The organism is Microbacterium canaveralium (assembly GCF_047238045.1).
In the GTDB taxonomy this organism is placed as follows: Bacteria; Actinomycetota; Actinomycetes; order Actinomycetales; family Microbacteriaceae; genus Microbacterium.
In genome coordinates this window covers 2,558,482-2,581,989 of the sequence record NZ_JBDFMA010000003.1, presented here as the reverse complement: position 1 = coordinate 2,581,989, position 23,508 = coordinate 2,558,482, and the positions used below count along the sequence as shown (strand labels likewise).

Sequence of the window (23,508 nt, the reverse complement as noted above, 5' to 3'; positions counted from 1 at the left end):
GCCATGACCTCCCCCCGATTCCTCACCGCGCTCGACGGCACGCGCTTCCGCGATCTCAACGGCAATGGGGTGATGGACCCGTACGAAGACCCGCGCCGCAGCGTCGACGAGCGCACCGAGGATCTCCTCGGGCGGCTCAGCCTCGAGGAGAAGTGCGGTCTGATGTTCCAGACCGTCATCGAGGTGGGCGAGGACGGCGAGCTGCTGGAGGCTCCCGGTCGGATCTCGAAGTCGCCGACGACCACCGTCGTGCTCGGCAAGAACATGACCCACTTCAACGTTCACGCGATCCGCACGGCCCGGCAGGCGGCGACCTGGAACAACGCGCTGCAGGCTCTCGCCGAGTCGACGCCCCATGGCATCCCGGTCACCATCAGCACCGACCCGCGCCACGCGTTCGTCGAGAACACGGGGGTCGGTTTCGCGGCGGGGCCGTTCTCGCAGTGGCCCGAGGGGCTGGGGCTCGCGGCCCTCGACGACGTCGAGACCGTGCGCGAGTTCGCCGAGGTGGCCCGCCGCGAGTACGTCGCCGTCGGAATCCGCGCCGCGTTGCACCCGCAGATCGACCTCGCCACCGAGCCGCGGTGGGGTCGCCAGGCGCAGACCCTGGGGCAGGACTCCGCACGCGTCGCGGAGTTCACCGCCGCGTACCTCCGCGGATTCCAGGGCGAGCAGCTCGGCCCCGACAGCGTCGCCTGTACGACGAAGCACTTCCCCGGCGGAGGGCCGCAGCAGGGTGGCGAGGACGCGCACTTCCCGTACGGCCGCGAGCAGGTCTACCCCGGTGGCATGTTCGACTACCACCTCGAGCCGTTCCGCGAGGCGATCCGCTGCGGCACCGCCGGCATGATGCCGTACTACGGCATGCCGGTCGGGCTCGAGCTCGACGGGCGCCCGGTCGAGGAGGTCGGTTTCGGGTACAACAAGCAGATCGTCACGGGCCTGTTGCGCGAGGAGCTGGGCTACAACGGCGTCGTCGTCACCGACTGGGAGCTCGTGAACGACAACCACGTCGGCGACCAGGTGCTGCCGGCGCGCGCGTGGGGCGTCGAAGAGCTCACGGCGCGCGAGCGCATGGAGAAGATCCTGGATGCCGGTGCCGACCAGTTCGGCGGCGAGGAGTGCGTCGACATGCTCGTCGACCTCGTCCGCTCGGGTCGCGTGTCCGAGGAGCGGATCGACGCCTCGGCGCGGCGCCTTCTGCGGGTGAAGTTCGCCCTCGGGCTGTTCGACGATCCCTTCGTCGACGTCGAGGAGGCCGAGCGGATCGTCGGCAACGCCGATTTCCGTGCCCTGGGGGAGCGCGCGCAGGCGCGCTCGCTCACGGTGCTGGTGAACGAGGGATCGACGCTGCCCCTTCGCCCCGTCGGCGCCGTGTACGTCGAGGGCTTCCGTCCCGGCGACGTGCACGAGCTCGGGCGGGTCGTGGCCGACCCGGCGGATGCCGACCTCGCCCTCGTGCGCATCGGAGCCCCCTTCGACCCGCGCGACGATCTCTTCCTCGAGGCGTGGTTCCACCAGGGCTCCCTCGAGTTCGCGCCGGGCCTGGTGTACCGGCTGCGGCAGATCGCGGCATCCTGCCCCCTGGTCCTCGTCGTGAACCTCGACCGCCCCGCGATTCTCACCCCGTTCGTCGGGCACGCGGCGGCCATCGTCGCCGATTACGGCAGTTCCGCACGTGCCGTCTTGGACGCCCTGACCGGGCGCGTGGCACCTCAGGGGCGCCTGCCGATCGAGATCCCCCGGTCGATGGATGCCGTCCGCGCGTCGCGCGAGGATGTACCGTCGGACACCGGTGACCCCGTCTTCCCCGTGCACTTCGGGCTGGAGATTTCGGGTGTGGAGGACGCGCTGGGGCCGATAAGGGGGTACGCGCACCGATGAGCGAAGCGGACGCGACACGTCGACCGACCGTCTACGACGTCGCGCAGGAGGCGAACGTCTCGATCGCGTCGGTGTCGTTCGCGTTCCGCCGCCCAGACAAGCTCAGTGAGGCCACCCGGGATCGGGTCCTCGCCGCCGCACGACGTCTGGGGTACGCCCCCAGCGCCGCGGCGCGGGGTCTGGCGCACGGCCGGACGGGCACCCTCGGCCTGCACGCGTTCGACCTGCTGCTGGAGCGGGCCGACCCTCTCACGCAGACGCCGTCGATGACGGGGCTCGCGATGCCCGGGCTCGACGTCGACGGCGTGATCCCGTGGGCGCAGACCGATGACGACGTGCTGTCCGACCCCCGGGCGTTCCCGCTCTATGTCGACGAGGTGCAGCGCGGGTTCGAACTGGAGTGCTGGGCGCTCGGGCGCCCCGTGATGCTCAGCAGCGGCGCCGGCACCGACGTCTCCGTCGCCGACACCGCGGGCCGCGTGGACGGGCTGGCGATCTTCCCCTCGCCCCAGACGGCCCCCGCTCTGGCGCGGTACGCTCCGACGATCCCGATCGTCCTTTTCAGCGCGACCCCCGGTGACGATCACCACCACCGGGTACGCGTCGACAACGCCGGCGGGATGCGCGCCCTCGCCGCCCATCTCGTGCGGGAGCACGGCATCCGCGACATCGCCTTCGTCGGACGTCCCGAGGCCTCCGACACGGCGGAGCGTCTGACCGGGCTGCAGGACGGTCTCGCCGACCTCGGGCTCCTGCTGCGGCCGCAGGTCATCGACGCCACGGTCCGCGGCGAGGACGAGCTCGTGCCGCAACTGCGCGGGCTCATCGCCGACGGGCGGTTGCCCCAGGCGCTGGTCTGCGCGACCGACCAGCACGCGTTCGCCGTGCTCGACGCGCTCGCCGCCGAGGGGCTGCGGGTACCGGAGGACGTCGTGGTGACCGGTTTCGACGGCACGCTCGCGGCGCGGTTGAGCTCCCCGCCGTTGACGACCGTCCGGCAGCCGATGGAGGCGATGGGCCGTGCGGCGGCGCGCATCCTCGCCGGGGTCGCCGGCCCCGCCGACCGTCCCTTCGACGTGGTGTTCGAGCCGCGGCTGGTCGTCCGGGCGAGCTGCGGCTGCTGACGGCGGCGTCTGACAGCGGCATCCGCTTCGCCGTCGTGCGGAGTTCGTGGGCGGCGCGCCCGGCCGCGGGGCTACGGGCCGGCGTGTCGGGCACGGGCTCCGCGGGAGGGTACCCGAACTACGATCGAACGGTTCCCAACCCGGAGGTCCGTTCGTGCCCGCACCCGCCGCACTCGCCCACGCCGAGGATCTCGCCGACTTCGTCGCGGCCTCGCCGTCGAGCTTCCACGCTGCCGCGGAAGTGGCACGGCGCCTGACGGATGCCGGATTCACGACCCTGCGTGAGGGTGAGGAGTGGCCCGCCCAGCCGGGAGGTCGCTTCGTCGTCGTGCGCGATGGTGCCGTGATCGCCTGGATCGTGCCGGGATCGGCCACACGGGCAACGGCCGTGCGCGTCTTCGGTGCGCACAGCGACTCGCCGGGGTTCGCGCTCAAGCCGAAACCGACGACCGGTCGCCTGGGCTGGCTGCAGGCCGGCGTCGAGGTGTACGGCGGCCCGCTGGTGAACTCGTGGCTCGACCGGGAGCTGCGTCTGGCCGGACGACTCGTGCTCGAGGACGGCACGCAGGTGCTGGCCGCGACGGGGCCGCTCCTCCGTCTCCCGCAGCTCGCGATCCACCTCGACCGTTCCGCCAACGACGCCCTCACACTCGACAAGCAGTCGCACACGCAGCCGGTCTGGGGTCTCGGTGAGACGGAGTCGGCGGATCTCCTCGGCGAGATTGCGCGGACGGCGGGTGTGGATGCTTCCCGCATCCGTGGCTACGACCTCGTGACGGCCGACGCGGCCCGCGGAGTGGTGTTCGGGGCCGATGACGCGTTCTTCGCCGCGGGGCGGCTCGACGATCTGGCGTCCGTGCACGCGGGTGTCGTCGCCCTCGAGCACGCGTCCGACGGATTCGATGGAGCCGACATCGCGATGCTCGCCGTCTTCGACCACGAAGAGGTGGGCTCGGCCACGCGGTCCGGGGCATCCGGTCCGTTCCTCTCCGACGTGATCGAGCGGATCCATCTCTCGCTCGACATGGATCGCGACGCACAACATCGAGCCCTCTCGCGCAGCTGGTGCGTGTCGAGCGACGTGGGTCATGCCGTGCACCCCAATTACCCCGAGAAGCACGATCCGGTCGTGCAACCGCGGCTGGGGTCGGGACCGATCCTGAAGATCAACGCCAACCAGCGGTACGCGACCGACGGTGTCGGCGCGGCCGCGTGGCACGGGTGGTGCGCCGCTGCCGGAATCGCCGCGCAGGAGTTCGTGTCGAACAACGCCGTCCCGTGCGGATCGACCATCGGGCCGCTGACGGCTGCGCGCCTCGGCATCCGCACGGTCGACGTCGGCATCCCGATCCTGTCCATGCACTCGGCGCGCGAGCTCGCCGGTGTCACCGATCTGCACGCGCTCGCCCGGGTCGCCGAGGCGTACTTCGTCGGCTGAGCCTCAGGCCCCCTGCACCCGCAGTGCCGCCCAGAGCTCGGCGCGGGTCGCGAACGACGACAGGTCGCGACCGAGCAGGCGTTCGGCCAGGGCCAGGCGTGTGCGAACGGTGTGCCGGTGGACGCCGAGCGCCTGGGCGGTCAGCTCGTGCGAGCAGTCGTTGTCGAGCCACGCGCGCAGCGTCTCCACGAGGCGGGAGCCCTCGGCGCCATCGTGGGAGGTGAGCGGCGCGAGCTCGGCGGCGGCGAGGGCCGCGGCGTCGGGGCCGAGAGCCGAGAGGACACCGGATGCCGCGACCTCGGCGAACGTCGTCACCGTCTGCCGCCCGCGAGCTCGGGCCACGCGGGCTTGCTCGACAGCGGCCGCGAACCGGTCGTACCCGGTCGCGTCGGACACCCCGATCCGCGCGCCGAAGCGCTCGGCGGCCTCGTCGATCGCCTGACGCTCATCGGCGGGGACGACGATGACCATGCCGTCGTCCGCGCGGCCGAAGAACACCGCGCCCCGGCGCTCCTCCGCCCGCAGCTCGAGCAGTTCCGCGAGCCCCCCGCTGTGCCCGGCTGCCGCGTCGGTGAGCGCGACGACCACGGGCGCGGTCGGCAGCGGCCCCCACGCGTCGCGCGCGATGCGTCGCGCGAGCGTGGCGTCGTCGGTCAGCAGCGACTGCACGAGACCCGCCCGCAGCGCTCCCCGGGCCCGGCTGAGACCCTGGTGCTGCTCGAAGGCGAGGCCGGCCATCGCGATGACGGCCGTGACGACACCGCGCCCCTCCTGGTCGAGTTCGCCGGCCGCGATGGCGATGACACCGCGCAAGTGCCCGCCCCTCCCAAGGGTCTGCAGCGTGAACGGGCGTCCCGCGATGCGCAGCGCCGAGGCCGCCCGCGCGCCTCGCCGCAGCACCGCCGCGACCTCGTCGCTCAGAGCGCCCGCGGTCTCGGCATCCAGGTCTCCGCCCGGGTGCTCGCGCGTGAGCTCGCCGGCCGCGTCGTACAGGCCCACCCACGTGCCCAGCTGGCGGGCGAGTTCGGCGAGGGTCGCGCCGAGCCCGTCCGGGCGGAGCGCGGCGAGGGCGATCGCGCGCTGCGCCGACAGCGCCCACGTGCGGCGCGCATAGGCTTCGGCGGCGATCGCCTCGGCGTTGGCGCGGGCGACGGCGATGAACGGCGTGCGATAGGGGACCTCGAAGAGCGGAAGGCCGGCGTCGCGGCACGCGGCGGCGAGCTCGGGCGGGATGCCGTCGCGCACGACCTCCGTGCCGAAGCCCAGGCCCGCGACCCCCCGCGCCGTCAGCCGTTGCACGTAGTCGGCCGCGGACGCGCCGGCCGGGCCCTGGAACTGGGTGCCCGTGGTCAGGAGCACCTGTCCGTCCGAGAGGAACGGGGTGGGGTCGGCGAGATCGCTGCTGTGCACCCACCGCACGGGGCGTGCGAGCGCCTCGGGCTCACCGGTCTCGAGGCGCAGGTGCAGATCGCGGCGGCGCAGCAGTGCGCCGAGCGTGGGGGTGTCGGTGGCATCCATGGGGCTCCCGCGGAATGCGCTGTACGGCTCGTACAGCGGGGTAACCAGAATGTACAGGACGGCAGGTGCCGGTGCCCGGCGGCGTTGCCTACGCTCCCGAACATGACCGCACCGCACACCGTCACCGCGCCCCCCATCGGCGGCCCCTCCCTCCCGCAGGAGCGCCGCCTGGTCACCAGCATCCCCGGACCTCGCTCGCAGGAGCTCCTGGATCGCAAGGCCGCCGCGGTCTCGGCCGGTGTCGGCCACACCGCCCCCATCCATGCCGTCGCCGCCGGCGGGGGAGTCGTCGTCGACGCCGACGGCAACTCGCTCATCGACCTCGGGTCGGGCATCGCGGTCACCTCCGTCGGCAACTCCCACCCGGCGATCGTCGCCGCGGTGCAGGAGCAGGTGGCCGCGTTCACCCACACGTGCTTCATGGTCTCGCCGTACGAGTCCTACGTCTCGGTCGCCGAAGCCCTCAACCGACTCACCCCCGGCGACCACGCGAAGAAGAGCGCGCTGTTCAACTCCGGCGCCGAGGCGGTCGAGAACGCGATCAAGATCGCCCGCAAGCACACCGGACGCCAGGCCGTCGTCGCATTCGACCACGCATACCACGGCCGCACGAACCTCACGATGGCGCTCACGGCCAAGAACATGCCGTACAAGAGCGGCTTCGGTCCCTTCGCGGGCGAGGTCTACCGCGCTCCGCTGTCCTACCCCTTCCGCGACGGGCTGTCCGGCCCCGAGGCTGCGGCCAAGGCGATCTCGCTCATCGAGAAGCAGGTCGGCGCCGAGAACCTCGCGGCCGTCATCATCGAACCCATCCAGGGCGAGGGCGGCTTCATCGTCCCCGCCGACGGTTTCCTCCCGGCCCTCGTCGACTGGTGCCGCGCGAACGGCGTGGTCTTCATCGCCGACGAGGTCCAGTCCGGCTTCGCCCGCACCGGGGCGATGTTCGCCTCTGAGATCTTCGGCATCGTGCCCGACCTCGTCACGACCGCCAAGGGCATCGCCGGCGGTCTGCCGCTCGCGGCCGTCACGGGGCGCGCCGAGATGATGGATGCCACCCGCACCGGTGGCCTCGGCGGAACCTACGGCGGCAACCCGATCGCGTGCGCGGCCGCGCTCGCCGCGATCGACGCGTTCGAGAACGACGGCCTCATCGAGCGCGCGCGCGAGATCGGGGAGATCCTCCTCTCCCGCCTGCGCGCGCTGCAGCAGGACGACCCGCGCATCGGCGACGTCCGTGGCCACGGAGCCATGATCGCGGCCGAGTTCGTCGACCCCGCCACCGGTGCCCCGGATGCCGCGCTCACCGGAGCCGTGGCCAAGGCGGCGATCGCGGAGGGCGTGATCGTGCTCACGTGCGGCACGTACGGCAACGTCATCCGTTTCCTTCCGCCGCTGTCGATCGGCGACGATCTCCTGAACGAGGGAATCGACGTCGTGGCCGGAGTGCTCGCGCGCCACTGAGCGAAAGACCCGAGGGGGCGGCATCCGACCCGAACGCGCCGCCCCCGTTCGCCGCACCATCCCGGGTCACCGACGCAGAGAGAGAAGATTTCATGGACGAGATCACGCGTGACGTCGTCGTCATCGGGGCGGGGGCCGCGGGCCTCACCGCCGCGAACGACCTGCGCAAGGCCGGTCTGTCGGTCGTCGTGCTCGAGGCGCGCGACCGCGTCGGCGGGCGCCTGTGGACCGACGTGATCGACGGAGCCATGCTCGAGCTCGGCGGCCAATGGGTCTCGCCCGATCAGCAGGCGCTCATCGACACCGTCGCCGACCTGGGGCTGTCCACCTACAGCCGCTACCGCGAGGGCGACAGCGTGTACGTCGGCCCCGACGGGGTCGCGAAGCGTTTCACGGGCGAGATGTTCCCGGTGGCTCCCGAGACCGAGAAGGTCATCGACGAGATCACCGCCCGCCTGGATGCCATGGTCGCCGAGATCGACCCCGACAAGCCGTGGGAGCACCCGAACGCCGCCGAGTGGGACAAGATCTCGTGGGACGCGTGGCTGCGTCAGCAGACCGACGACGACGAAGCCGTCCGCAACCTCGCGTTCGCCACGGGCTCGGCGATGCTCACCAAGCCGACCCACACGTTCTCGCTTCTGCAGTCGCTGCTCATGGCGGCATCCGCGGGGTCGTATTCGCACCTCGTCGACGCCGACTTCATCCTCGACAAGCGGGTCGTCGGCGGCCTGCAGCAGGTGCCCGAGCACCTCGCCGAGCGCCTGGGCGACGACGTGCTCCTGAACCAGCCGGTCCGCACCCTGCAGTGGGGCGACGAGGGTGTCACCGCGATCGCCGACGGCGTCACCGTCCGTGCGCGCTTCGCGATCCTGGCCCTGGCCCCGGTGCTCTACACGCGCATCTCGTTCGAGCCGCCGCTGCCGCGCCTGCAGCACCAGATGCACCAGCACATCTCGATGGGGTTCGTCATCAAGGTGCACGCCGTGTACGACCGCCCGTTCTGGCGCGAGCAGGGCCTGTCGGGCACCGCGTTCAGCCCCTACGAGCTGTCGCACGAGGCGTACGACAACACCAACCACGGCGACGAGCGCGGCACCCTGGTGGGCTTCGTGTCGGACCAGAACGCCGACGACCTCTTCCGCCTGAGCGCCGAGGAACGCAAGGAGCGCATCCTCGAGTCGCTGTCGCACTACTACGGACCCGAAGCCAAGGACCCGATCGTCTACTACGAGAGCGACTGGGGCACCGAGGAGTGGACGCGTGGCGCCTACGCCGCGAGCTTCGACCTGGGTGGCCTGAACCGCTACGGCGCCGACCTGCGCGAACCGGTCGGCCCGATCCACCTCGCGTGCAGCGACATGGCCGGCGCCGGCTACCAGCACGTCGACGGCGCGATCCGCCAGGGACACCGCGCCGCCGACGAGATCCTGGAACGGGCCCGCGGATGACCGCCCCGGTGGTCGTGGGATACACCGCGACCGACACCGGCGCCGACGCCCTCGCGCTCGGCATCCGCCTGGCCCGGGCGATCGGGGCGCCGCTCGAGGTGGTCCTCGTGCTGCCCGACGACACCCGCAGCGTCATCACCCCTCCGGATGCCGCGTACGCGCGGCTCGTGGCCGATCAGGCCGAGCGGTGGCTGGGGGAGGCCGCGGCGACGATCCGGGATGCCGTGCCGCACCGCGAGCACGTCCGTCTCGCCGACTCGTTCGCCGAGGGTCTCGTGGCGTTCGCCGACGAGATCCGCGCCGGGTACATCGTGGTGGGCGCCGCCAACGGCGGTCTGCGCGGACGACACCGGCTCGGGACGGTCGCGTCCGAGCTCCTGCACTCCTCGGACGTGCCGGTGGTGCTCGCGCCCGAGGGATCGCGGCGCGTGGACCCCGCCGTCGGCATCAGCCGGATCACCACCGCGATCGGCAGCCGACCCGGCGCGGACGTGCTGCGGGACGAGAGCATCGCGCTCGCCGCCGCGGCATCCGTTCCCCTGCGCCTGCTGTCGCTGGTCACCGTCGACCTGCCGCCGGGGCTGGCCACCGGCGCGATTCGCATCGCCGGTGCCGCGCACGCCGAAGAGGTGCTGTCCCAGGCCCGCGTCGAGCTGCCCACCGACCTCGCGGCCGAGGTGGTGGTCGCCGACGGCGACAGCATCGAAGAAGCCGTGCGCGAGCTGCCCTGGGATCCCGCCGAGCTCGTGATGGTCGGCAGCAGCCGTCTCGCGCAGCCGCGGCGCCTGTTCCTCGGCTCGACCGCGGCGAAGATGCTGCACGAGCTGCCCGTCCCCCTCGTCGTCGTGCCACGCAGTCGTGCCGACGCCTCGTCCCCGGAAGGATCGCGGCCATGACCGCTCCCGCCCCCGCCACCGGCAGTGACGCCGGCGGCCTGTCGAAGAAGGGCTTGAGCGCCGGCACGATCGGTCTGCTCGGCGCCGTCGTCATCGGCATCTCCTGCATCGCCCCGGCGTACACCTTCACCGCCGCGATCGGCCCCACCGTCGGCGCCGTCGGCGTGCAGGTTCCGGCCATCATCCTGGTCGGGTTCATCCCGATGCTGCTCGTCGCCTTCGGCTATCGCGAACTCAACAACCGGATGCCCGACTCGGGCACGTCGTTCACGTGGGCGGCGCGCGCTTTCGGCCCGTGGATCGGCTGGATGGCCGGGTGGGGCCTCATCGCCGCCACCGTGATCGTGCTGTCCAACCTCGCCGGGATCGCCGTCGACTTCCTCTTCCTGCTCATCTCGCAGCTCACCGGGCAGCCCGGCGTGGCGGATCTGGCATCCAATCTGCCGATCAACATCATCGTGTGCCTGCTGTTCGTCCTCGGGGCGACGGTGGTGTCGTACCGCGACATGCAGACGACGCAGAAGCTGCAGTACGTGCTCGTGGGCTTCCAGGTGATCGTGCTCGTCGTGTTCGCGATCGTCGCGATCGCGCACGTCGTGGGCGGGGATGCCTTCGACCCGACGCCGTTCGACTGGGCGTGGTTCAACCCGTTCGCGGTGTCGTCCTTCAGCGCGTTCGCCGCGGGCGTGTCGCTGTCGATCTTCATCTTCTGGGGGTGGGACGTCACCCTCACGATGAACGAGGAGACGAAGGACGCCGAGAGGACCCCCGGTCGCGCGGCGACGATCACGGTCGTCACGATCGTGTCGCTGTACCTGCTGCTGGCGGTGTCCATGATCATGTTCGCCGGCATCGGCGACGGCGAGTTCGGACTGGGCAACCCCGAGATCCAGGACAACGCGTTCTTCGCGCTGGCGGGGCCGATCCTCGGGCCCTTCGCCGCGTTCGTGTCGCTCGCGGTGCTGACCAGCTCGGCATCCTCGCTGCAATCCACGTTCGTCGGCCCGGCGCGCACCCTGCTGGCCATGGGGCATTACGGCGCCCTGCCGCCGAAGTTCGCCACGGTCAGCCCGCGGTTCTTCACCCCCGGATACGCCACGATCGTGTCGGCGATCGTCGCCGCCGGCTTCTACGCCGTGATGCGGGTGGTGAGCGTCAACGTGCTCTCGGACACGATCCTGACCCTCGGCATCATGATCTGCTTCTACTACGGCCTCACCGCATTCGCGTGCGTCTGGTACTTCCGCAAGCAGTGGTTCGACTCCGCGCGGAACGTCTTCTTCACGCTGCTGTTCCCGCTCGTGGGCGGCGTGATCCTCGCGGTCATCTTCATCACGACCCTGATCGACAGCATGAACCCCGAGTACGGCAGCGGCTCCGAGATCGGCGGGGTGGGCCTGGTGTTCGTCCTCGGCGTCACCATCATCCTGCTCGGGGCGGTCATCATGGTCGTGCAGTACTTCCGCCGACCGGCCTTCTTCCGCGGGGAGACCCTCGCGATCGACGCCCCGCCGAGCGCCCGCCGCGCCCGCCGCCTCGCCCAGTGACCTTCGACCACGACACCAACACGGGAGCCTTCATGAGTGACTACGCCGTCGTCAACCCTGCCACGGGGGAGACCCTCGCCGAATACGACACCCTGTCCGACGCGGGCGTCGAGGCCGCCATCTCCGCCGCTCGCGACGGATACCGCGTCTGGTCCCGCACGGCACCGGCTCAGCGCGCCGAGGCCCTCCGGCGCGTCGCCCAACTGCACCGTGACCGCCGCGACGACCTCGCCGCGATCATCGTGCGCGAGATGGGGAAGCCGCTGGAGGCCGCGCTCGGCGAGGTCGACTTCGCCGCCGACATCACCGAGTACTACGCCGACAACATCGACAAGATCGTCGGCGACACCCCCATCGACATCCTGGGCGAGGGCACCGCGGTCATCCGGCGGTCGCCCCTGGGCCCGCTGCTGGGCATCATGCCGTGGAACTTCCCGTACTACCAGGTCGCCCGCTTCGCCGCCCCGAACCTCGCGGTGGGGAACAGCATCCTCCTCAAGCACGCGCCGCAGTGCCCCGAGTCCGCCGAGGCGCTGCAGCTGATCTACCGCGACGCCGGGCTCCCCGAGGGCGCCTACGTCAACATCCGCGTCACGAACGACCAGGCCGCCACGATCATCGCCGACCCCCGCGTGCAGGGTGTCTCGGTCACCGGCTCCGAGCGCGCCGGCGCCGCCGTCGCCGAGATCGCCGGTCGCAACCTCAAGAAGGTCGCCCTGGAACTCGGCGGGTCCGATCCGTTCATCCTGCTCTCCACCGACGACCTCGACGCCGCCGTGCAGGCCGCGGTCGACGCGCGTCTGGACAACAACGGCCAGTCCTGCAACGGCGCCAAGCGGTTCCTCGTCGTCGACGACCTCTACGACGCGTTCCTCGCCAAGTTCAGTACGGCGCTGGGCGAAGCGAAGGTCGGCGACCCGTTCGCCGAGGACACGGTGCTGGGCCCTCTCTCGTCCCTCGCCGCCGCCGAGCGCCTCGACGAGCAGGTCCAGCGCGCCGTGGCTCAGGGCGCGACGCTCGAGGTCGGTGGAACACGCGACGGCGCGTACTACCCCGGCACGGTCCTCACGGGGGTCACGAGCGACATGGATGCCTACGGCGAAGAGTTCTTCGGCCCGGTCGCCACGGTGTATCGCGTGTCGGGGGAGGACGAGGCGGTCGCGATCGCGAACGACACCGGCTTCGGTCTCGGCTCGTACGTCTTCACCACGGATGCCGCGCAGGCCGAGCGCATCGCGGAGCGGATCGAGGCCGGAATGGTCTATGTGAACCTCGTTCTCGCCGACTCGCCCGAGCTGCCGTTCGGTGGCGTCAAGCGCAGCGGCACCGCTCGCGAGATGGGGCTTCTCGCTGCCGACGAGTTCGTCAACAAGAAGCTCATCCGTACGGCCTGAATCGCCGTGTCCCCGGCGCGGTTCGCCACGCCGGGGGACATGACATAGACTGGGACGTGCAGGAGAAATCTGCATTCTTTCGCCGTGCCCCGCGCACAGGCGGCATCCCTCCCCGAGAGATTCCTGGCGAAAGCGTGTCGGTTTCACCATCCCGGACCCCCCGCGGGTCTTAGGGCGGTAGCTCAATTGGCAGAGCAGCGGTCTCCAAAACCGCAGGTTGCAGGTTCGATTCCTGTCCGCCCTGCGCACAGCGCACGCTGGCAACGAGAAGCGACCTAGGTGGTTCGATGACGCAGGACGAGGCGAGAGGCGAGATCGTCGCAGAACGCGGCGCGCCCCGCGAGAAGAAGCTCAACTTCTTCGCGCGGATCGCTCTTTTCATCCGTCAGGTCATCGCGGAACTGCGCAAGGTCGTTACGCCCACGCGGCAGGAACTGGTCAAGTTCACCGCCGTGGTCCTCGGGTTCGTCGTCGTGATGATGGCGCTCGTCTACGGCCTCGACGTGCTGTTCGTGTGGCTGACCAGCGCCGTGTTCGGCATCCCGGGCGCTGCCGGCGCCTGACCGGCGCTTCGGCGGACGCTCGGCCCCACGAGCGGCCGCTCCAGAACGGAAGAGATCACCAGTGTCTGAAAGATATGTCGACGACGCCGATTGGGCGCCCACGGCCGAGCAGTCCAGCGAGGACGACGAGGCGCAGGAGGGCGACATCCTGGCCTCCCAGGAGCACGCCTCCGACGCGGCCGAGCACACCGCCATCCACATCGTCGACGACGAGAACGACGACGACGCCGATGACCTCGGCGACATCGACATCACCGACCCGGAGGCGGACGCCATCGTGAACGACGCACTCGAGATCGACGAGGCCAGCGAGGCCGAGGCTGCGGCCGAGGTCCTCAACGATTCGCTCGCCGAGGAGGCTGCCGAAGAGGCGGCCGAGGCCGCGGACGAGGTCACCCCCTACGACGGCCCCGACATCAACGGCGAGCCCGACGAGCCCGTGCTCGACGAGGACTTCGTCGACGAGGTCGCGGGCGCGGCCAGCGTCGTCGACGAGGTCGAGGCATCCGTCTCTCCCGCCGACGCCGCCGAGGCACCGGTCGACGAGGACTCCGCCGACGACGAAGACCTCGACCCGTACGAGGCGTTCCGCGTCGAGCTGCGTTCGCTGCCGGGCAAGTGGTACGTCATCCACTCGTACGCCGGTTTCGAGCGCAAGGTGAAGGCCAACATCGAGCAGCGCAAGTCGACGCTCGAGGTCGAGGACGACATCTACCAGGTCGAGGTCCCCATGGAGGACGTCGTCGAGATCAAGAACGGCCAGCGCAAAATGGTCACGCGCGTGCGGATCCCGGGCTACGTGCTCGTGCGCATGGACCTCAACGAAGACACCTGGTCGGTCGTGCGTCACACCCCCGGCGTCACGGGCTTCGTGGGCAACGCCCACAACCCGACGCCGCTGCGCTTCGACGAGGCGTTCAACATGCTCAAGAGCCTCGTCGAGGTGAAGGAGTCCGCACCCGTCAAGGGCGGTGGAGCCAAGGGCGCCCCGGTGGCCCAGCGCGTCATCCCCGCCGAGGTCGACTTCGAGACCGGCGAGACCATCACGATCAAGGAAGGCTCCTTCGCGGGCCTGCCCGGCACGATCAGCGAGATCAAGCCCGAGAGCGGCAAGCTCACGGTGCTGGTGTCGCTCTTCGAGCGCGAGACCCCGGTCGAGCTGTCGTTCGACCAGGTCACCAAGATGATCTGACGCCCTGCGCGTCCGCGCGAACGCCCCGTCCGGCCTGTGCCGCGCGGGGCGTTCCGCGTTTGGGTGGGCGTCGCGTCGGGGTGCGGCGCGTCGGGGTGCGTGCGGCGCGCTCGGGCGCGCGCTGCGTTGCCGGTCTTCCGCGATAAACGCTTCCTGCACTGGGAAACTCTCGCCGCGAGCGTTTCCCAGTGCAGCGAGCGTTTCTCACGCCATCTCTCAGGGTCAGCGCGAGCGGGGGTTGTGGCCGATGGCAAGCAGGCGGGCGGTGTCGGGGCGGCGGACGGGGCGAAGGCCCGCCCCGGCCAGGGCGTCCCGAAGATCCGACCCCCGCAGCGCGGCGGCGAGGTCCCACCGTACGAGCGTCCACCCCGCCCTGCTGAGCGCATTCTCGCGCGCCTTCTCCGCGCGGATGGCGCGGGTCGCCTCACCGACCTCCTCGCCGTACTTCGCCCAGCCGTCGGATTCGCCGATCAGCTGGGCATCCGGCCACGAGAAGTCGCTCCGGTACGTTCGGCCTCCCACGACGTGAGACTGCTGGAGTTCGGGGGCGGGGAATCCGCACCACTCGATGACGGCGCGGCTGACCGATTCCCCGACGGACTCCGACCGCCCATCGGCGCGATCCAAGACCCACGGGATGCGTGCTCGTCCGCGGGCGTTCTTCTGGTCGGCGGCGATCGAGCGCAGCGCCTCCAGGGAGACGTCGTGGGGATGCGAGCGGAGAGCGGCGTCGGTGACCGCGAGGGCGAAGGCGGGCGACAGACACCGGATCAGGTCGAGCGCCGTGTCGGTGATCGTCGTCGTGCGGATGCCGTCGACCATCCTGGACGAGCGGGTGTCGACGCTCGTATGAGCGACGACGTCGCCGTACCGCAGCGACCGCGCGCGGCGTGCGTCGAAGATGTGGATGTCGCGCGGGTGACCGAAGAGCGGGAGGCCCCAGAGCGCTGCCGCCGATTCATGCGAAAACACAGCCTCCGGCCGGGTGAGGGCGAACGCGTGCACGCGGACCAGATAGCGATCCCATTCGGCGAGCGACTCCCACCGCATCCGCGAGGTGTAGACCCCGCGGCGGACGCGGACGGCCGTGTCGCGCAGATCCAGGTGCATTCCCGCTTCCCGGGCATCTCGCGCGTGAACGAGGGGAGCGGGGCAGGGGCGGATGCCGGGCGTCGAGTGCATGCACGGATCGTGCCTGTCGTGCGGAGCCGCCGGTGGCGTGCGATGCCGATCCGGGGACAACTCGCGATCACGGCGCCATGGGGAGAAGCCGTGCCGGATGGCATCCCTCTGCCCGCTGCCCACGCGGATCGCGCCATGCGTCGCGATAAACGCCTGCTGCACCGAGACGCGCTCGCAGCGAGCGTTTCTCAGTGCAGAGCGCGTTTGTCGCGACGGCGGCGGCGGGCGGCCGGCGGCGCGCGGCGGGCGGCGGAACCGGGTGCGGCGCGGATGCCGGGACATCGCGTATGATGGGGAGGTTGCTCGTGCGTCTGTGCGAGCGCAACCGCTACCCGGAACGGCCGGGCATGCGGGAGAGAGGTTGCCGCAAGGCAGCCGCTCGGGAAAGGAAAAGGATATGGCACCCAAGAAGAAGGTGACCGGCCTGATCAAGCTCCAGATCAAGGCGGGTGCGGCCAACCCCGCGCCGCCGATCGGTCCGGCGCTCGGTCAGCACGGCGTCAACATCATGGAGTTCTGCAAGGCCTACAACGCGGCGACCGAAGCCCAGCGCGGCAACGTCATCCCCGTCGAGATCACGGTCTACGAGGACCGCAGCTTCACGTTCATCCTGAAGACGCCCCCGGCCGCAGAGCTCATCAAGAAGGCCGCCGGCCTGGCCAAGGGCTCGCCGACGCCGCACACCACCAAGGTGGGCAAGCTCACCAAGGAGCAGGTTCGCGAGATCGCGACGACCAAGCAGCCCGACCTGAACGCGAACGACATCGAGGCCGCGGCCAAGATCATCGCCGGTACCGCCCGTTCCATGGGCATCACGGTCGAGGACTGAGGGAGATAATCATGGCTACCAAGTCCAAGGCATACCGGGCCGCCGCCGAGAAGGTCGCGCCCGACACGTTCTACACCCCCACCGAGGCCGTCGCCCTGGCGAAGGAGACCGGCTCGAAGAAGTTCGACTCGACCGTCGAGGTCGCGCTGAAGCTCTCGGTCGACCCGCGCAAGGCAGACCAGATGGTCCGCGGCACGGTCATCCTGCCCCACGGCACGGGTAAGACCGCTCGCGTCATCGTCTTCGCCAACGGTCCCGCGGCCGAGGCGGCCCTCGCCGCCGGTGCCGACGAGGTCGGCGGCGCCGAGCTCATCGAGAAGGTCGCCGGCGGTTACACGTCGTTCGACGCGGCGGTCGCCACGCCCGAGCTCATGGGCCAGGTCGGTCGTCTGGGTAAGGTCCTGGGCCCCCGCGGTCTCATGCCGAACCCCAAGACCGGCACCGTGACCCCCAACCCGGCCAAGGCCGTCGAGGAGATCAAGGGCGGAAAGATCGAGTTCCGCGTCGACAAGCACGCCAACGTGCACTTCGTCGTCGGCAAGGCCTCGTTCTCGGCCGAGCAGCTCGACGAGAACCTCAAGGCCGCGCTCGAGGAGATCATCCGCCTCAAGCCGTCCAGCTCGAAGGGCCGTTACATCCAGAAGGGCGCCGTCTCGACCACCTTCGGTCCCGGCATCCCGCTGGACGTCAACGTCTTCGCCTGACGCACCACGCCGAAAGCCCCGTCGCGCCTCGTGCCGGCGGGGCTTTCGCGTTGCCGCACGCACCTGCCGCACGCACCGGTCGGGTGCACGGACGTGCAACACGGCGTCATCCCGGAAGGATGCCACGCCGATCCGTGTTGAGCTGGAGGTACGCCCGGCCCCCTGCCTCGGCGCCGCCGGCCGCCCCCGACCTCCCGGCATCCACAGCCCCCCCCCGCAAATCCCTCCGCACCACACGCAAGGAACAGCTATGCCCCGTCGTCTCCCCGTCTTCGCCGCCGCCATCGGCGCCCTCGCCCTCGCCCTCACCGCCTGCAGCGGCGGCTCCACGTCCGGCTCGGCCGAGCAGGGCGATGACCTCGGTCTCGTCTCCGGCGGCACGCTCACCGTGGCCACCGAGGGCACGTACCGCCCGTTCTCGTTCCACGACGAGTCGGGCACGCTCACCGGTTACGACGTCGAGATCGCCCAGGCGGTCGCCGAGAAGCTGGGTCTGAAGGTCCGCTTCCAGGAGACCCAGTGGGATGCCATCTTCGCGGGCCTCGAGGCGGGCCGCTTCGACGTCATCGGCAACCAGGTCTCGATCAACCCCGAGCGCCAGGAGAAGTACCTGTTCAGCTCGCCGTACACCGTGTCGCGCGGCGTCGTGGTGACCACCGATGACGACTCGTCCATCTCGAGCTTCGCCGATCTGTCGGGCAAGACCACCGCGCAGTCGCTCACGAGCAATTGGTACGAGCTGGCCACCGAGAGCGGTGCGCAGGTCGAGGCCGTCGAGGGCTGGGCCCAGGCCGTCGCCCTCCTGCAGCAGGGTCGTGTCGATGCCACGATCAACGACCAGCTGACCTACCTCGACTACGAGAAGACCAACAGCCCGACCGGTCTGAAGATCGCCGCCGAGACCGACGACACGTCGGAGAGCGCGTTCGCGACCACGAAAGACAAGCAGGCCCTGGTGGATGCCATCGACGGCGCGCTCGAAGAGCTTCGCGCCGACGGCACCCTGACCGAGATCAGCCAGAAGTACTTCGGCGCCGACGTCACGAAGTAAACCCCCGGGGCACGCCCGCACCTCCCGCCTAGCGTGAGAGGGCGGGCGTGCCGCGTTCGCGACAGGAAGGAGGCCGAGTGAACGACATCTGGACGCTGCTGCTCGATTCGTTCTGGCCCATGGTGCTGGCGGGGCTGCGGGGAACGATCCCGCTGTCGCTGGCATCGTTCGCCATCGGACTCGTCATCGCCCTCGGCATGGCGCTGCTGCGCCTCTCGCGCACCGCCGTGCTGCGCGGGATCGCCCGGTTCTACATCTCGGTGATCCGGGGCACTCCGCTGCTGGTCCAGCTGTTCGTGATCTTCTACGGGCTGCCCGCGGTCGGGATCGTCATCGATCCGTTCCCCGCGGCGGTCATCGCCTTCTCGCTGAACGTCGGCGGATACGCCGCCGAGGTGATCCGCGCCGCGATCCTCTCCGTCCCCCGCGGGCAGTGGGAGGCCGCGCACGTCGTCGGGTTGTCCCCGAGCAAGACGCTGACGCGCATCATTTTGCCGCAGGCGGCGCGCGTGTCGGTACCCCCGCTGTCGAACACGTTCATCTCGCTCGTGAAGGACAGCTCGCTGGCATCCCTCATCCTGGTCACCGAGCTGTTCCGGCAGGCTCAGAACATCGCCGCCTTCTCCTACGAGTTCATGGCGATCTACCTCGAAGCCGCCCTGATCTACTGGCTCTTCTGCCTCGTGCTGTCGGCGGGGCAGGGAGTTCTCGAGAGGAGGCTCGATCGCCATGTCGCACGCTGACGACGCCCTGACCCCGCCCGCCGGTGCCCCGGCGGCGCCCCTTCTGCAGGTCCGCGGGCTGCAGAAGAGCTTCGGTGACAACCGCGTGCTCGACGGTGTCGACCTCGAGGTCCGCCGCGGCGAGGTGCTGGTGCTGATCGGTCCGTCCGGATCGGGCAAGACCACGGTGCTGCGGAGCCTCAACGGCTTGGAGACACCCGAAGCGGGAGTCGTGCAGTTCGACGGCGGCCCCACGATCGACTTCGCCGCGAAACCGACGAAGGGCGATCGGTCGGCCCTGCGCGACCGGTCGGCGATGGTCTTCCAGCATCACAATCTCTTCCCTCACCTCACGGTCCTGCAGAACGTCATCGAGGGTCCGGTGCACGCCCACGGCGTCCTGAGAATCGATGCGGTCGCGCGGGCCGAGGCCCTGCTCGACCGCGTCGGACTCGCCGAGAAACGCGACGCCTACCCGTTCGAGCTCTCCGGCGGGCAGCAGCAGCGCGTGGGGATCGTCCGCGCCCTGGCGCTGAAGCCCGACCTGCTGCTCTTCGACGAGCCGACCAGTGCCTTGGATCCGGAGCTCGTGGGCGAGGTGCTCAAGGTGTTGCGCGGTCTCGCCGACGAGGGCTGGACGATGGTCATCGTCACGCACGAACTCGGCTTCGCCCGCGAGGTCGCCGACGAGGTGCTGTTCTTCGACGAGGGCGTGATCGTCGAACGCGGCGTGCCCGCCGAGCTCTTCACCGCGCCGAAGAAGGAGCGCACCCGCCGCTTCCTCGACCGGCTCCTCCGGCCACTGGACTGATCGTGTCGCGGCTGACGGAGCTCTTCGGGATCGACGTCCCGATCGTCCTCGGCCCGTTCGGCGGTCTGTCCTCGATCGAGCTGACCTCGGCGGTGAGCGCGGGAGGCGGTCTCGGCTCCTTCGGTCTCTACGGGTACACGCCCGACCGCATCGCCGAGACGATCCGGGGTCTCCGGGCCGCGACCGACCGCCCCGTGGCGGTGAACCTCTGGTGGCCGCGCGGCGACGAGGTCACACCCGGCGACGTCGACCTCGAACCGGTCCTGGATGCCACGGCGTCCCTGTTCGAGGCTGCGGGAGCCCCGCGGCCGACACCGCCGCCGACGTTCCTCCCCGACATCGCAGAGCAGCTCGACGCCGTCTTCGCCGGGGGAATCGATGTGCTCAGCGTCGTGTACGGGGTTCCGGATGCCGCGACCGTCGCGCGGGCGCGGGAGCACGGCATCCGGCTCGTCGGCACCGCCACCTCCGTCGCCGAGGCGATCGCCCTCGAGGCGGCGGGCGTGGATGCCATCGTGGCCACCGGGATGGAGGCGGCGGGGCCATGAGCGGGAGGTGGGCCCGTGGCATCCCGAACCGCGCCGTGCGCGAGATCGAGGCGGCGGGAGCGATCGCGCCGTTCCCGGCGCAGAACTGGCTCACCGGGGTCTTCCGGTCGGCAGCCGCGGCGGCGGGCGAGGGCGACCTGTTGTCGCTGTGGGCGGGTCAGGCGGCGCGCCTCGCCCGCCTCGAGGACGCCGCGGACGTGCTCGCCGAGCTGCGCGCCGGACTGCCCGTGGACCGCGGTTAGGCGGACGCGCGAATCTCGAACCCTGCGTCGGGCTCGGCATCCGGGACGTCGATCACGTCGACCCGCTCGACGCGGGAGAGGGGCGGACCGTGGTGTGCCCAGGCCACGAGGGCGTCGACGGCGGCGGGCGTGCCGCTCACGCGGGCTTCGACGGTGCCGTCACGGCGATTGCGCACCCAGCCGCTCGCGCCCACGCGTTCGGCCTCGGCGCGCAGGGCCCAGCGGAACCCGACGCCTTGCACATGCCCGCGGACGGTGATCTCGACGGTGGCCATGCCTCCATTGTGACCTCAGTCGGTGAACACGGGGAGGACGAGCGACAGGGCGAGCGCCCACATCACCAGCGCGATGGCTCCGTCGAGCACGCGCCACGCGCGGGGCGAGTCGAGCCAGCGTCCGAGGAAGCGCGCACCGAGCCCGAGCGCCGCGAACCAGAGCACGCTCGCGGCTGCGGCGCCCAGCCCGAACACGCCGCGTTCATCGCCGTGCGTCGCGGCAACGGATCCGAGCAGGAACACCGTGTCGAGATACACGTGCGGGTTCAGCCAGGTCAGCGCGAGGCACGTGAGCACGACCGACGTGCGGGTGGTCGTCGCGGTGCGTGTCGGGCCGGACGTCGAACCTTCGGCGGTCGCCGTGCGGTCGACGTGGAGTGCGGCACCGGAGGGCTTCAGCGCCCGCCGCGCGGCGACGACGCCGTATCCCACGAGGAACGCCGCGCCGGCCCACCGGACGATGTCCAGTAGCCACGGCACCGCCGTCACGACAGCGCCGATTCCCGAGACACCGAGGGCGATGAGAACGGCGTCGGACACGGCGCACACCGCCACGACGGCGAGCACGTGCTCGCGGCGCACACCCTGGCGCAGCACGAAAAGGTTCTGCGCGCCGATGGCCACGATGAGCGAGAGGCCGAGCCCGAAACCCGCGGCGAGAGAGGAGAACACGGTTCGACGCTAGGGGGCGGTGGGCATAAAGGACAGTTCAGGATTCTCACGAACCATTAGCATCGCTACATGTCGATCCCTTCGGACCTCGCCCGCACCCTCGCGGCCGTCGTCGACGAGGGGACCCTGGATGCCGCGGCCCGGCGACTCCACATCACCCCGTCGGCGGTCAGCCAGCGCCTGCGCGCGCTCGAGGAGCAGCTCGGTCGGGTCGTGCTCGTGCGATCGAAGCCCGTGCGGACCACCGCGGCCGGGGACGCCGTCGTCCGTCTGGCGCGACAGATCGCGCTGCTCGAGCACGACACCCTGGCCGCCATCGGAGCGGAAGGCGGTGCCGTGGCATCCGTCCCGCTCGCCGTGAACGCCGATTCGCTCGCGACGTGGTTCCTGCCGCCGTTGCAGCGCGTCGCGGCGCGTCGTCCGGTCGTGTTCGACCTCCACCGCGACGATCAGGACTTCACGGCGGGGCTGCTCGAGTCGGGGGTCGTCATGGCGGCGGTCACGTCACGCGAGGCGCCGGTGGCCGGCTGCCGCGTACGGAGCCTCGGGGTGCTGCGCTACGAAGCGGTGGCCTCGGCCGGATTCGCCGCGCGGTGGTTTCCCGAAGGCGTCGACACCGCTGCCCTCGCGGCGGCGCCGGTCGTGGACTTCGATCGGCGCGACGATCTGCAGACGCAGTGGCTCGCCGCGCGCGGGGTGCCCGTGGGACTGCCGCCGCGTCACCGGGTGCCGGCGTCGCAGGACTTCGCCTCCGCGGTGTCGTTGGGCCTCGGGTGGGGGCTCCTGCCCGATTTCCAGTCGGCCGGCGGGCTCGCCGACGGCACCCTCGAGCGTCTGGGCGGTGATCCCGTCGACGTGCCCCTGTATTGGCAGCAGTGGAACCTCACCTCTCCGCTCCTCGACGACGTCGCCGACGAGGTCGTCGCCGAGGGGCGGCGTGTGCTCGCTGCCGCGGGGATCAGTCGTCGCTGACGCGCAGGACGATCTTGCCGCGCGTGTGACCGACCTCCAGCTCGCGGTGGGCGTTGGCGGCATCCTCGAGATCGAAGACGCGGTCGACGAAGACGCGGACCGCGCCCGAGTCCAGCAGTCGCGCGATCGTGGCGAGCGCGCTGCCGTCCGGGACGACCTTGTAGCCGGTGGAGCGGATGCCGCGCGCCGAGGCGGCGTCGCGGAAACCCGGCCATGCGCCCGTCGGCACCTCGATCAGGAGTCCGCCGGGACGCAGGACCTCCAGCGAGCGCGTCCCTGTGTCGTCGATCGTGTTGCCGATCAGGTCGACGACCACATCGACGGGGGCGACGGCATCCTCGAACCGAACTGAGGTGTGGTCGATCACCTCCGCCGCGCCCAGTTCGCGCAGCCACTCGAGGTTGCGCGGTGAGCCGGTGGCGATCACGTGCGCGCCGAAGTACGCGGCGAACTGCACCGCGAAGTGGCCGACGCCGCCGCTGCCGGCGTGGATGAGGACGCGTTGGTTCGCGTGCGCGAGCGCCGTCTCGACGACGACTCCCCACGCCGTCAGAGCGGCCAGGGGCACACCCGCCGCCTCGACGTGCGAGAGCGAGGTGGGCTTGCGGGCGAGCGAGAGCGAGGGGACCACCGCGTATTCGGCGTAGGTGCCCGGTGTGCGCGGCGTCGGTGTCATGCCGAACACCTCGGTGCCGGGCGGGAACGGATGCGATTCGTACGGGGTGGCGACGACGACGCCGCTGAAGTCGTAGCCGAGTGTCGCCGGCCATGCGGCGATCGCGCCACTCGCGCCGCGACCCGCGCGGGTCTTCGCGTCGATGGGGTTGATGCCGGCGGCGACGATCCGCACGAGCACCTCGCTCATGATGGGCGTCGGGACCGGCACGGTCGCTGCGTGCAGCGCGTCGGGATCGCCGGGGGCGTCCAGGACCACGGCGCGCATGGTCTCGGGATGGGTGGGGCCCGGCGCCTCGACGCTGGCCTCGGGACGCGTCGATCGGAATCTCATCGGGCGCTCCTTCTCGGGGGTCA

General features: G+C 70.8%; 23 protein-coding genes and 1 tRNA gene. 19 read left to right on the top strand and 5 right to left on the bottom strand.

The annotated features are described in order from the left end of the window. Window positions 1-3 precede the first annotated feature (3 nt). The 3 genes from ABC271_RS13330 (at window position 4) to ABC271_RS13320 (ending at window position 4,446) form a co-directional block, all read left to right on the top strand. Complete coding sequence (locus ABC271_RS13330; RefSeq protein ID WP_412925320.1) at window positions 4-1,884, top strand: glycoside hydrolase family 3 protein; 1,881 nt, start codon at window positions 4-6, stop codon at window positions 1,882-1,884. Then, entirely contained in the window at window positions 1,881-3,008 is a 1,128-nt protein-coding gene (locus ABC271_RS13325) for a LacI family DNA-binding transcriptional regulator (protein WP_412925319.1), read from the top strand. Before ABC271_RS13330 ends, ABC271_RS13325 begins: the two co-directional genes overlap by 4 nt. 154 nt (window positions 3,009-3,162) lie before the next feature. Next, entirely contained in the window at window positions 3,163-4,446 is a 1,284-nt protein-coding gene (locus ABC271_RS13320) for a M18 family aminopeptidase (RefSeq protein ID WP_412925318.1), read from the top strand. 3 nt (window positions 4,447-4,449) lie between these two features. Here the strand turns inward: ABC271_RS13320 and ABC271_RS13315 are convergent, their stop codons facing one another. Continuing rightward, window positions 4,450-5,964 (bottom strand): PucR family transcriptional regulator, encoded by a 1,515-nt coding sequence (locus ABC271_RS13315; RefSeq protein ID WP_412925317.1) that lies wholly within the window; start codon window positions 5,962-5,964, stop codon window positions 4,450-4,452. Window positions 5,965-6,066: 102 nt separating this feature from the next. On the opposite strand from ABC271_RS13315, the gene gabT reads away from it, so the two are divergent. From gabT to nusG, 8 genes are all read left to right on the top strand, one after another. Continuing rightward, window positions 6,067-7,425, top strand: coding sequence for a 4-aminobutyrate--2-oxoglutarate transaminase (gene gabT / locus ABC271_RS13310; protein ID WP_412925316.1), 1,359 nt, complete (start codon window positions 6,067-6,069; stop codon window positions 7,423-7,425). Further along, the gene (locus ABC271_RS13305; protein WP_412925315.1) at window positions 7,317-8,876 is read left to right on the top strand and encodes a flavin monoamine oxidase family protein; all 1,560 of its coding nucleotides are present in this window, start codon (window positions 7,317-7,319) and stop codon (window positions 8,874-8,876) included. Before gabT ends, ABC271_RS13305 begins: the two co-directional genes overlap by 109 nt. Further along, window positions 8,873-9,772 carry a universal stress protein gene (locus tag ABC271_RS13300; RefSeq protein ID WP_412925314.1) on the top strand — a complete coding sequence of 300 codons (900 nt, stop codon included), beginning with the start codon at window positions 8,873-8,875 and terminating at the stop codon, window positions 9,770-9,772. The genes ABC271_RS13305 and ABC271_RS13300 overlap by 4 nt, the downstream gene beginning before the upstream one ends. Further along, complete coding sequence (locus tag ABC271_RS13295) at window positions 9,769-11,319, top strand: APC family permease (RefSeq protein ID WP_412925313.1); 1,551 nt, start codon at window positions 9,769-9,771, stop codon at window positions 11,317-11,319. The genes ABC271_RS13300 and ABC271_RS13295 overlap by 4 nt, the downstream gene beginning before the upstream one ends. A 32-nt stretch (window positions 11,320-11,351) precedes the next feature. After that, on the top strand, window positions 11,352-12,713 hold the full coding sequence (locus ABC271_RS13290; protein WP_412926168.1) for an NAD-dependent succinate-semialdehyde dehydrogenase: 1,362 nt from the start codon (window positions 11,352-11,354) through the stop codon (window positions 12,711-12,713). A 171-nt stretch (window positions 12,714-12,884) separates the two neighbouring features. Further along, window positions 12,885-12,957, top strand: a tRNA-Trp gene (locus tag ABC271_RS13285). Between the two features lie 43 nt (window positions 12,958-13,000). Beyond that, entirely contained in the window at window positions 13,001-13,276 is a 276-nt protein-coding gene (secE, locus tag ABC271_RS13280; RefSeq protein WP_412925312.1) for a preprotein translocase subunit SecE, read from the top strand. 61 nt (window positions 13,277-13,337) lie between these two features. Beyond that, window positions 13,338-14,468 (top strand): transcription termination/antitermination protein NusG, encoded by a 1,131-nt coding sequence (nusG, locus tag ABC271_RS13275; RefSeq protein WP_412925311.1) that lies wholly within the window; start codon window positions 13,338-13,340, stop codon window positions 14,466-14,468. 222 nt (window positions 14,469-14,690) lie between these two features. Here nusG and ABC271_RS13270 read toward each other — a convergent pair whose 3' ends face one another. Beyond that, window positions 14,691-15,650 (bottom strand): type IV toxin-antitoxin system AbiEi family antitoxin, encoded by a 960-nt coding sequence (locus ABC271_RS13270; RefSeq protein ID WP_412925310.1) that lies wholly within the window; start codon window positions 15,648-15,650, stop codon window positions 14,691-14,693. 397 nt (window positions 15,651-16,047) lie between these two features. Here ABC271_RS13270 and rplK point away from each other — a divergent pair, with 397 nt between their 5' ends. The 7 genes from rplK (at window position 16,048) to ABC271_RS13235 (ending at window position 20,557) form a co-directional block, all read left to right on the top strand. Next, window positions 16,048-16,479 carry a 50S ribosomal protein L11 gene (gene rplK / locus ABC271_RS13265; RefSeq protein WP_022880012.1) on the top strand — a complete coding sequence of 144 codons (432 nt, stop codon included), beginning with the start codon at window positions 16,048-16,050 and terminating at the stop codon, window positions 16,477-16,479. A gap of 11 nt (window positions 16,480-16,490) precedes the next feature. Next, entirely contained in the window at window positions 16,491-17,183 is a 693-nt protein-coding gene (rplA, locus tag ABC271_RS13260) for a 50S ribosomal protein L1 (protein WP_134128556.1), read from the top strand. A 250-nt stretch (window positions 17,184-17,433) separates the two neighbouring features. Then, entirely contained in the window at window positions 17,434-18,234 is an 801-nt protein-coding gene (locus ABC271_RS13255; protein ID WP_412925309.1) for an amino acid ABC transporter substrate-binding protein, read from the top strand. 119 nt (window positions 18,235-18,353) lie between these two features. Then, window positions 18,354-18,977: an amino acid ABC transporter permease gene (locus tag ABC271_RS13250; protein WP_412926167.1), complete on the top strand. Its 624-nt coding sequence runs from the start codon at window positions 18,354-18,356 to the stop codon at window positions 18,975-18,977. Further along, a complete protein-coding gene (locus ABC271_RS13245; protein ID WP_412925308.1) occupies window positions 18,964-19,767 on the top strand; it encodes an amino acid ABC transporter ATP-binding protein in 804 nt (267 codons plus the stop codon). Before ABC271_RS13250 ends, ABC271_RS13245 begins: the two co-directional genes overlap by 14 nt. Window positions 19,768-19,769: 2 nt before the next feature. Next, complete coding sequence (locus tag ABC271_RS13240; RefSeq protein ID WP_412925307.1) at window positions 19,770-20,315, top strand: NAD(P)H-dependent flavin oxidoreductase; 546 nt, start codon at window positions 19,770-19,772, stop codon at window positions 20,313-20,315. Beyond that, window positions 20,312-20,557: a nitronate monooxygenase gene (locus tag ABC271_RS13235; protein WP_412925306.1), complete on the top strand. Its 246-nt coding sequence runs from the start codon at window positions 20,312-20,314 to the stop codon at window positions 20,555-20,557. The genes ABC271_RS13240 and ABC271_RS13235 overlap by 4 nt, the downstream gene beginning before the upstream one ends. Here the strand turns inward: ABC271_RS13235 and ABC271_RS13230 are convergent. Together ABC271_RS13230 and ABC271_RS13225 are read right to left on the bottom strand one after the other, a co-directional pair. Further along, window positions 20,554-20,832 carry an acylphosphatase gene (locus ABC271_RS13230; RefSeq protein ID WP_412925305.1) on the bottom strand — a complete coding sequence of 93 codons (279 nt, stop codon included), beginning with the start codon at window positions 20,830-20,832 and terminating at the stop codon, window positions 20,554-20,556. The two genes, ABC271_RS13235 and ABC271_RS13230, sit on opposite strands and share 4 nt — an antisense overlap. A gap of 15 nt (window positions 20,833-20,847) precedes the next feature. Beyond that, window positions 20,848-21,504, bottom strand: coding sequence for a LysE/ArgO family amino acid transporter (locus ABC271_RS13225; RefSeq protein ID WP_412925304.1), 657 nt, complete (start codon window positions 21,502-21,504; stop codon window positions 20,848-20,850). 69 nt (window positions 21,505-21,573) lie between these two features. Between ABC271_RS13225 and ABC271_RS13220 the strand changes: the two genes are divergently transcribed. After that, window positions 21,574-22,476, top strand: a complete 903-nt coding sequence (locus tag ABC271_RS13220; RefSeq protein ID WP_412925303.1) for a LysR family transcriptional regulator ArgP — start codon at window positions 21,574-21,576, stop codon at window positions 22,474-22,476. On the opposite strand, the gene ABC271_RS13215 is transcribed toward ABC271_RS13220, so the two are convergent. Continuing rightward, window positions 22,463-23,485 (bottom strand): NADP-dependent oxidoreductase, encoded by a 1,023-nt coding sequence (locus ABC271_RS13215; protein ID WP_412925302.1) that lies wholly within the window; start codon window positions 23,483-23,485, stop codon window positions 22,463-22,465. The two genes, ABC271_RS13220 and ABC271_RS13215, sit on opposite strands and share 14 nt — an antisense overlap. Window positions 23,486-23,508 lie beyond the last annotated feature (23 nt).

Coding starts and splice junctions, on each gene's coding strand:
- ABC271_RS13330 (WP_412925320.1), top strand. CDS start 4: ATGACCTCCCCCCGATTCCTCACCGCGCTCGACGGCACGCGCTTCCGC.
- ABC271_RS13325 (WP_412925319.1), top strand. CDS start 1,881: ATGAGCGAAGCGGACGCGACACGTCGACCGACCGTCTACGACGTCGCG.
- ABC271_RS13315 (WP_412925317.1), bottom strand. CDS start 5,964: ATGGATGCCACCGACACCCCCACGCTCGGCGCACTGCTGCGCCGCCGC.
- gabT (WP_412925316.1), top strand. CDS start 6,067: ATGACCGCACCGCACACCGTCACCGCGCCCCCCATCGGCGGCCCCTCC.
- ABC271_RS13300 (WP_412925314.1), top strand. CDS start 8,873: ATGACCGCCCCGGTGGTCGTGGGATACACCGCGACCGACACCGGCGCC.
- ABC271_RS13295 (WP_412925313.1), top strand. CDS start 9,769: ATGACCGCTCCCGCCCCCGCCACCGGCAGTGACGCCGGCGGCCTGTCG.
- ABC271_RS13290 (WP_412926168.1), top strand. CDS start 11,352: ATGAGTGACTACGCCGTCGTCAACCCTGCCACGGGGGAGACCCTCGCC.
- secE (WP_412925312.1), top strand. CDS start 13,001: ATGACGCAGGACGAGGCGAGAGGCGAGATCGTCGCAGAACGCGGCGCG.
- ABC271_RS13270 (WP_412925310.1), bottom strand. CDS start 15,650: ATGCACTCGACGCCCGGCATCCGCCCCTGCCCCGCTCCCCTCGTTCAC.
- rplK (WP_022880012.1), top strand. CDS start 16,048: ATGGCACCCAAGAAGAAGGTGACCGGCCTGATCAAGCTCCAGATCAAG.
- rplA (WP_134128556.1), top strand. CDS start 16,491: ATGGCTACCAAGTCCAAGGCATACCGGGCCGCCGCCGAGAAGGTCGCG.
- ABC271_RS13255 (WP_412925309.1), top strand. CDS start 17,434: ATGCCCCGTCGTCTCCCCGTCTTCGCCGCCGCCATCGGCGCCCTCGCC.
- ABC271_RS13250 (WP_412926167.1), top strand. CDS start 18,354: ATGGTGCTGGCGGGGCTGCGGGGAACGATCCCGCTGTCGCTGGCATCG.
- ABC271_RS13245 (WP_412925308.1), top strand. CDS start 18,964: ATGTCGCACGCTGACGACGCCCTGACCCCGCCCGCCGGTGCCCCGGCG.
- ABC271_RS13235 (WP_412925306.1), top strand. CDS start 20,312: ATGAGCGGGAGGTGGGCCCGTGGCATCCCGAACCGCGCCGTGCGCGAG.
- ABC271_RS13230 (WP_412925305.1), bottom strand. CDS start 20,832: ATGGCCACCGTCGAGATCACCGTCCGCGGGCATGTGCAAGGCGTCGGG.
- ABC271_RS13220 (WP_412925303.1), top strand. CDS start 21,574: ATGTCGATCCCTTCGGACCTCGCCCGCACCCTCGCGGCCGTCGTCGAC.
- ABC271_RS13215 (WP_412925302.1), bottom strand. CDS start 23,485: ATGAGATTCCGATCGACGCGTCCCGAGGCCAGCGTCGAGGCGCCGGGC.